We start from the raw sequence: 7,405 nt of genomic DNA on the forward strand, positions 1-7,405 counted from the left end.
TCCAGCAACAAGTGGAGTTCCGACAACAGTGTTTTCACCACCAACAAGAACAACTTCGTTAAAAGTAACTTCTTGACCAGCTTCAACGTTCAATTTTTCCACGTAGACTGCTTGACCAACTTCAACTTTAACTTGTTTTCCGCCAGTTTTGATAATTGCGTATGTGCTCATTATGCACCTCCTATGATTTTTTGGGGTTTCCCCGTATTTTTGTGAAGACTCGCCTAGCATCGTGGGACGAACCACTTACACTTGAAAATCAAGCAACGATGTTCGTGCGGTTGCACAGGACTGTGCATAGTCAACTCTTCAAGTATAGCATGATTCCTAGTTTTTGACAAGTATTTATCATCGAATTTAAACTTTTTCTCTTATTTTTTTCCTCCAAGATGCAAAAAGCATACTTAGATAAAAAATACTCATCATGATTGGAATCCCTAAAATTGTTTTTTCTTCATAAAAAATACTCAGATAAGCTGATATAACAACCCCGAGCACAAAACTCGACAGCAAGCTAACAAAGATAAGACCTTCTCTTAAAAAAGGTGTATGTTTTGTGCGAACATATTCGCCAAATGCTAACATGGTTCGTTTGATATTTCCAGTCATAAAAGCATTGTTGTATGCAATTCCTGAAACTTCTCCGAATGCTGTTGTTACAAGTCCCATACAAAATGCTAACGGTGGTACTATATATATATTATCAACCGTCAAGGGAACAAATCCTATTATTAAAGATAAAATTGCTAGTGGAATAAGGGATAGAATTGGTTTTCTTACAATCCTCAACTTTTCTTTATAGACTGTCAAAAGGAAGACACCCACCATGAAGGAAATCAAAGTCATTACCTTGGCACTGGCATCTGAAACATTGTCTTGAATGAGACCAACGGAAAGGAAAACGACATTACCCGTTTGACCTGCAACTAGAGTATTCCCACGTATGATAAAGGTATAGGCATCTACATAGCCCGCACAAAAAGTCAAAAAAAGCGCCAATCTTTTTGAATGACGAGAAATTTTTCTCATAGGTAATAATCTCATACTACACTCCTATTTTTTCTGAATCTATTGTACCATTTTTTGATGAAAATTCGAAGTATCAAATAAAAGAATTGTCTCCCTTTGGCTAGTTTAGTCTATCTGTGATATAATGAAAGCAGTCATTACTTGTAGAAAAGGAGATTTCATGCTTAAACTCGGTATTATCGGTACTGGTGCAATCAGTCACCACTTTATAGAAGCTGCTCATACTAGTCAGGAATTCCAGTTAGTGGCTGTTTATTCAAGAAAGCTCACGACTGCTCAGCAATTTGCTAGTTCCTATACAGATGTTAGTCTATTTGATAATTTACAGGATTTCTTCCAGTCTGAATTTGATGTTGTCTATATCGCAAGTCCAAATTCTCTGCACTTTACTCAAGCCAAGGCCGCTTTATCTGCTGGCAAACATGTTATCCTTGAAAAACCAGCGGTGACTCAACCACAAGAATGGCAGGATTTAGTTGAAACAGCTCAAGAAAATCAATGTTTTATCTTCGAAGCAGCAAGAAACTATCATGAGGAAGCCTTCACAATTATTAAAAACTTCTTAGCAGACAAGCAAATTTTAGGTGCAGATTTTAACTATGCCAAGTATTCTTCTAAGATGCCTGACCTTCTTTCTGGAAACACTCCGAATGTATTTTCAGACCGTTTTGCTGGTGGGGCTCTCATGGACTTGGGAATTTATCCGATCTATGCTGCGGTTCGCTTGTTTGGTAAGGCACTTGATGCGACCTATCAAGCTCAACAACTTGACAACACCATTGATTTAAATGGAGATGGTATCTTATCTTATCCCGGTTATCAAGTCCATATCAAGGCTGGTAAAAATATTACTTCTAATCTGCCTTGCGAAATATATACAACAGATGGAACCTTGACACTCAACACTATTGAACATGTCCGCTCAGCTATTTTTACAGATCATCAAGGTAATGAAACACATCTACCTATTCAGCAGGCACCTCATACCATGACTGAGGAGGTCGATGCTTTTGCTAACATGATCAAGCAGCCAAACCCAGAACTTTACCAAGCTTGGTTAGAGGATGCATCACACGTCCATAACCTAATTTACACCATGCGCCAGACTGCTGGCATTAGATTTGAGGCAGAGAAATGAAAACCAAACTACCAACTGAATGGCTAGAACTCCTTGACCAACTCGGTTTCCAAGAATTCACTCCCATTCAAACTCAACTTTTTGATCCGATTTTAGAAGGTCAAACCCTCCTTGGAGTCAGTCCAACTGGTACAGGAAAAACTTTAGCTTATCTCCTGCCAAGTCTTCTCCGTCTCCAAAAGAAAAAAGCGCAACAACTTTTGATTTTAGCTCCTAACACTGAACTGGCTGGACAGATTTTTGAAGTAACTAAAACCTGGGGAGAAGCTATTGGCTTGACTGCTCAGCTATTCCTTTCTGGCTCGAGTCAAAAACGTCAAATTGAACGTCTTAAAAAGGGACCAGAAATTTTGATTGGAACTCCTGGGCGTATCTTTGAACTGGTTAAATTGAAAAAAATCAAGATGATGAATGTGGAAACGATCATTCTTGATGAGTTCGATCAGTTGCTAGATGATTCTCAAATTCACTTTGTTGAGAAAATCACTCACTACGTACCTCGTGACCACCAACTCATCTATATGAGTGCCACTACCAAGTTTGACCAAGATAAGATTGCACCTAACACGCGCATGATTGATCTATCCGATCAAAAGCTCGATAACATCCAACACTTCTACATGCAAGTAGACCAACGACACAGGGTTGATATGCTTAGAAAACTGGCACATGTCGAGGATTTCCGTGGCCTAGTCTTCTTTAATAGTTTGTCAGACCTCGGAAGCGCTGAGGAAAAATTGCAGTATCGCGATATTTTAGCTGTTTCACTAGCTAGCGATGTCAACGTTAAATTCAGAAAAGTTATTCTCGAAAAATTCAAAGATAAGCAACTAACACTGCTTCTTGCGACAGACCTTCTGGCTCGTGGTATCGACATTGATAGCTTGGAATGCGTGGTTAACTTTGACGTTCCTAGAGATATGGAAACCTACACTCACCGCGCTGGCCGTACAGGACGTATGGGAAAAGAGGGCTATGTAATCACACTTGTAACGCATCCCGAAGAAATCAAAAAGCTCAAAAAATTTGCAAGTGTACGTGAAATTGTCTTTAAAAATCAAGAACTCTATATCAAATAGAGGCTGGGACAAAAATCCCAACCTCATTTTTTATTAGCAAAAAAACTTTGACCTGCTAGTTGATTTAGAACTAGGAAATCGAAACTTTATCTACTGATTTCTCCTCCACTTTTTTATCCCCAGGTAATTTCTAAGCGATAGTCTGCAAATGGATTTCCTTCTTTGTTTTGTAGTTGATAAGCTAGTTCAATCTTTTGCTGATCAACTTGATAATGGCTTGTTTGAATGATAAACTCCTGTATCCCCATTGGTGTAGGAATATAGGCTAAACTATCAGCTTCCTTCAGAAAACGCATGATGGTCTTAGGGTTGGAAAATCGAGACATCACCAACTCTGTATCATTAAACTTGAGTACCACTTTTTCCTTCTCTTCATTGTAAAAAAGGAGATAGGAAAAATCACCTTTCTCACGTAACTCAACGTCATAAAGTTGGTCGACCACTTCCAATTGTTCATCAAATTGGATGGTATTTCTCATTCGAATCTTCACTTCAAGTCCTCTTTCTTCACTCTTATCCTACTATTTTACCAAAAACTGTGGCTTTTTGCTATAATGGTTTTATGAATGAAAAAGTATTTCGTGACCCTGTTCACAATTATATCCATGTTGATAATCAGATTATCTATGACTTAATCAATACCAAAGAATTTCAACGCTTGCGTCGTATCAAGCAACTCGGAACATCAAGCTATACCTTTCATGGTGGAGAACATAGTCGTTTCTCTCACTGTCTAGGTGTTTACGAGATTGCACGACGCATCACCGAGATTTTTGAGGAAAAGTATCCTAAAGAATGGGATCCTTCGGAGTCCCTCCTAACCATGACTGCAGCCCTCCTTCATGACTTAGGACATGGCGCCTACTCGCATACCTTTGAAAATCTCTTTGATACCGATCATGAGGCGATTACGCAGGAAATTATCCAAAGCCCTGAGACAGAAATTCATCAGGTTCTCTTACAGGTAGCCCCAGATTTCCCAAAAAAGGTAGCTAGCGTTATAGACCACACTTATCCAAATAAGCAGGTGGTCCAGCTGATTTCGAGTCAAATCGATGCAGATCGCATGGACTATCTCTTACGTGACTCCTATTTTACAGGGGCTTCTTATGGGGAATTTGACCTAACACGTATCTTACGAGTTATTCGCCCTATCGAGAACGGAATTGCCTTTCAACGAAATGGCATGCATGCCATCGAAGACTATGTTCTAAGTCGCTATCAAATGTATATGCAGGTTTATTTTCATCCTGCCACACGTGCTATGGAAGTACTTCTGCAGAATCTTTTGAAACGTGCTAAAGAACTTTATCCAGACAATAAGGACTTCTTTACTCTTACATCCCCGCATCTACTGCCATTTTTCGAAAAAAATGTTAGCTTAGCTGACTATCTGTCTTTGGATGACGGAGTTATGAATACCTATTTCCAGCTCTGGATGACTAGTCCTGACAAGATACTAGCAGACCTGTCACAACGTTTTGTCAATCGCAAGGTCTTTAAATCCATCACATTTTCACAAGAAGATCAAGAACAGCTTGCATCTATGAGAAAATTAGTAGAAGACATCGGCTTTGATCCCGACTATTACACAGCTATTCATAAGAACTTTGACCTTCCTTATGATATCTATCGTCCTGAATCTGAAAATCCACGAACGCAGATTGAGATTATACAAAAAAATGGAGAACTAGCAGAACTCTCTAGCCTGTCTCCTATCGTTCAATCCCTTGCTGGTAGTCGCCACGGAGATAATCGTTTTTATTTTCCGAAAGAAATGTTAGACCAAAACAGCATCTTCGCAAGCATTACCCAGCAATTTCTACACTTGATTGAGAACGATCATTTTACACCAAATAAAAACTAAAAGAGGAAATTTATGAGTATTAAACTAATCGCTGTCGATATCGACGGAACCCTTGTCAACAGTCAAAAGGAAATCACTCCTGAAGTATTTGCCGCTATTCAAGATGCCAAACAAGCTGGTGTCAAAGTTATGATTGCAACTGGACGTCCTATCGCAGGAGTTGCCAAACTTCTAGATGACTTGAAATTAAGAGACGAAGGGGACTACGTTGTTACCTTCAACGGTGCCCTTGTTCAAGAAACCGCTACAGGACATGAGATTATCAGCGAATCCTTGACTTATGAAGATTATCTAGATATGGAATTTCTCAGTCGCAAGCTCGGTGTCCATATGCACGCTATTACCAAGGACGGCATCTATACTGCTAATCGCAATATCGGAAAATATACCGTTCACGAATCAACTCTCGTCAGCATGCCGATTTTTTACCGTACACCTGAAGAAATGGCTGACAAGGAAATCGTCAAATGTATGTTTATCGATGAGCCTGAAATTCTCGATGCCGCTATTGAAAAGATTCCTGCAGAATTTTATGAGCGCTACTCCATCAACAAATCTGCTCCTTTCTACCTTGAGCTCCTTAAAAAGAATGTAGACAAGGGCTCAGCTATCACTCACTTGGCTGAGAAACTAGGATTGACCAAAGCTGAAACCATGGCTATCGGAGACGAAGAAAATGACCGTGCCATGCTTGAAGTCGTAGGTAACCCAGTTGTTATGGAAAACGGAAACCCAGAACTCAAAAAAATCGCCAAATACATCACCAAATCTAATGACGAATCTGGCGTAGCCCATGCGATCCGAACTTGGGTGTTGTAACATTATAATTCAGGAAGAATTTTAAAAAATAGTAGGAGTGTAAAAAAGTGGAAATATTAAAGAATTTTTTATCGTTAATAGTTTTAGTTTCAGCAGCTGGCATTTGGTACTTTATCAAAAAGCGCCCAAACACCAAATATAGAAATATTTCAATCGCTGTTCTGATAATCTGTATTTTTATCATTGGGATTTTCTTCAAAGAAAATAAAACAAAAATCGAAAGTACAAAACCAGCTACAACACAAGTTGCCTCGTCATCTTCGTCTGAGAGTTCGGAGAGTACAGAGAGTACAGAAAGTTCGAAAGAAGATAAAGTTAGCGAATCAAAAAGCAGAACAAGTCCATCAAAAGAAATTAAAAATGATGGTCCTGAATATACAGAAGCATCTAATACACAATTCGCTACACATTTGACTACTGAAATCAATAATCAGTTAGCTGATACAGACTATCAGGTTGTAACTAAACCAGTAGGAAAAAATGTCATATACTTGTATCTTCCTCAAGAAGCTAAATATTATTCTAAGGTAGAAATTCAACAAATTGCTGACAAGCTGTACCAAATTAAAGAAACTACTTTTAAAAATTGGGCAATAGAAAATGGTTATGATTTAAGTTTTGCTAACTCACCTAATCTATATGTAAAAGCAGAAGATAACACAACACTTGCAGAAGAAAATGGTATCATCAACAAATCGATGAAAGTCAAAGTAAATAACTAAACAAAAAAATCCCCACACTCGCCATCGCCAAACTTTGAGTGTGAGGAAATCCAGTATAGTAAAAGGCATTAAAAAGCCCTTTTTACTATACCCATTTTATCAGGAAATGAGGTAAAAATCAAATGGCATCATACAGAAAAAGAGAAAATGGCAAATGGGAATATCGCATTTCTTACAAAACTCATGATGGAAAATATAAAAAGGCTGAAAAAGGCGGTTTCCCAACAAAAAAAGCTGCACAAATTGCAGCAGCTGAAAGAGAAAAGGAACTACTCCTTCCATCCCATGTTTCATTTTTCATTAGAAGAGGCAACTAATTCAGAAGTAAGAGAGATATTTTCAAATTTAGGGGCGAATTTGGGGCGAAACATCTCAAACCCCTAGTAAAATCAATAGTTTATATGCCCCCTGCCGGAATCGAACCAGCAACTACTCCTTAGGAGGGAGTTGTTATATCCATTGAACTAAGGGAGCTAGAGAAAAACTCTGCCGAATGAGCAGAGTTTTTTGGTCGAATTAACGACGGATTTCTTTGATACGAGCTGCTTTACCTTGAAGAGCACGCAAGTAGTACAATTTCGCACGACGTACTTTACCGTAACGAACAACTTCGATCTTTTCAACACGTGGAGTGTGGATTGGGAAGATACGTTCAACACCTACACCGTTAGAGATTTTACGAACTGTGTAGTTTTCTGAGATGCCAGCACCTTTACGTGCAATAACAACACCTTCAAAAATCTGGATACGT

9 protein-coding genes, 1 tRNA gene, 1 pseudogene and 1 other annotated feature are annotated in these 7,405 nt (G+C 38.7%); of the genes and pseudogenes, 6 read left to right on the plus strand and 5 right to left on the minus strand.

The genetic code is table 11. The features are described 5' to 3' along the window. Together rplU and E7C97_RS08770 are read right to left on the minus strand one after the other, a co-directional pair. The coding region (rplU, locus tag E7C97_RS08765) for a 50S ribosomal protein L21 (RefSeq protein ID WP_316108950.1) at window positions 1–171 on the minus strand (171 nt) is incomplete at its 3' end. Between the two features lie 35 nt (window positions 172–206). Then, window positions 207–293: a sequence feature (ribosomal protein L21 leader region), on the minus strand. Between the two features lie 64 nt (window positions 294–357). Beyond that, complete coding sequence (locus E7C97_RS08770) at window positions 358–1,044, minus strand: YoaK family protein (protein WP_049529453.1); 687 nt, start codon at window positions 1,042–1,044, stop codon at window positions 358–360. A gap of 145 nt (window positions 1,045–1,189) precedes the next feature. On the opposite strand from E7C97_RS08770, the gene E7C97_RS08775 reads away from it, so the two are divergent. Both E7C97_RS08775 and E7C97_RS08780 read left to right on the plus strand, forming a co-directional pair. Then, window positions 1,190–2,167 carry a Gfo/Idh/MocA family oxidoreductase gene (locus E7C97_RS08775; RefSeq protein ID WP_316108940.1) on the plus strand — a complete coding sequence of 326 codons (978 nt, stop codon included), beginning with the start codon at window positions 1,190–1,192 and terminating at the stop codon, window positions 2,165–2,167. Beyond that, window positions 2,164–3,246: a DEAD/DEAH box helicase gene (locus E7C97_RS08780; protein WP_316108942.1), complete on the plus strand. Its 1,083-nt coding sequence runs from the start codon at window positions 2,164–2,166 to the stop codon at window positions 3,244–3,246. Before E7C97_RS08775 ends, E7C97_RS08780 begins: the two co-directional genes overlap by 4 nt. 113 nt (window positions 3,247–3,359) lie before the next feature. Here E7C97_RS08780 and E7C97_RS08785 read toward each other — a convergent pair whose 3' ends face one another. Beyond that, window positions 3,360–3,737, minus strand: coding sequence for a DUF1934 domain-containing protein (locus E7C97_RS08785; protein WP_316108944.1), 378 nt, complete (start codon window positions 3,735–3,737; stop codon window positions 3,360–3,362). A gap of 71 nt (window positions 3,738–3,808) precedes the next feature. Here E7C97_RS08785 and E7C97_RS08790 point away from each other — a divergent pair, with 71 nt between their 5' ends. The 4 genes and pseudogenes from E7C97_RS08790 to E7C97_RS08805 form a co-directional block, all read left to right on the plus strand. Further along, window positions 3,809–5,113: an HD domain-containing protein gene (locus E7C97_RS08790; protein ID WP_316108945.1), complete on the plus strand. Its 1,305-nt coding sequence runs from the start codon at window positions 3,809–3,811 to the stop codon at window positions 5,111–5,113. Between the two features lie 12 nt (window positions 5,114–5,125). After that, window positions 5,126–5,932 carry a sugar-phosphatase gene (gene yidA / locus E7C97_RS08795; RefSeq protein WP_316108946.1) on the plus strand — a complete coding sequence of 269 codons (807 nt, stop codon included), beginning with the start codon at window positions 5,126–5,128 and terminating at the stop codon, window positions 5,930–5,932. A gap of 47 nt (window positions 5,933–5,979) precedes the next feature. Then, window positions 5,980–6,654 carry a hypothetical protein gene (locus tag E7C97_RS08800; RefSeq protein WP_316108947.1) on the plus strand — a complete coding sequence of 225 codons (675 nt, stop codon included), beginning with the start codon at window positions 5,980–5,982 and terminating at the stop codon, window positions 6,652–6,654. A 122-nt stretch (window positions 6,655–6,776) separates the two neighbouring features. After that, a pseudogene (locus E7C97_RS08805) lies at window positions 6,777–6,923 on the plus strand (Arm DNA-binding domain-containing protein); the annotation flags it as partial. Between the two features lie 133 nt (window positions 6,924–7,056). On the opposite strand, the gene E7C97_RS08810 reads toward E7C97_RS08805, so the two are convergent. Then, a tRNA-Arg gene (locus E7C97_RS08810) sits at window positions 7,057–7,128 on the minus strand. A gap of 42 nt (window positions 7,129–7,170) precedes the next feature. Further along, window positions 7,171–7,405: 50S ribosomal protein L19 (gene rplS / locus E7C97_RS08815; protein WP_316108949.1), on the minus strand; the 235-nt coding region annotated here is incomplete at its 5' end.

It is taken from the genome of Streptococcus sp. (assembly GCF_032481935.1).
GTDB lineage: Bacteria > Bacillota > Bacilli > Lactobacillales > Streptococcaceae > Streptococcus.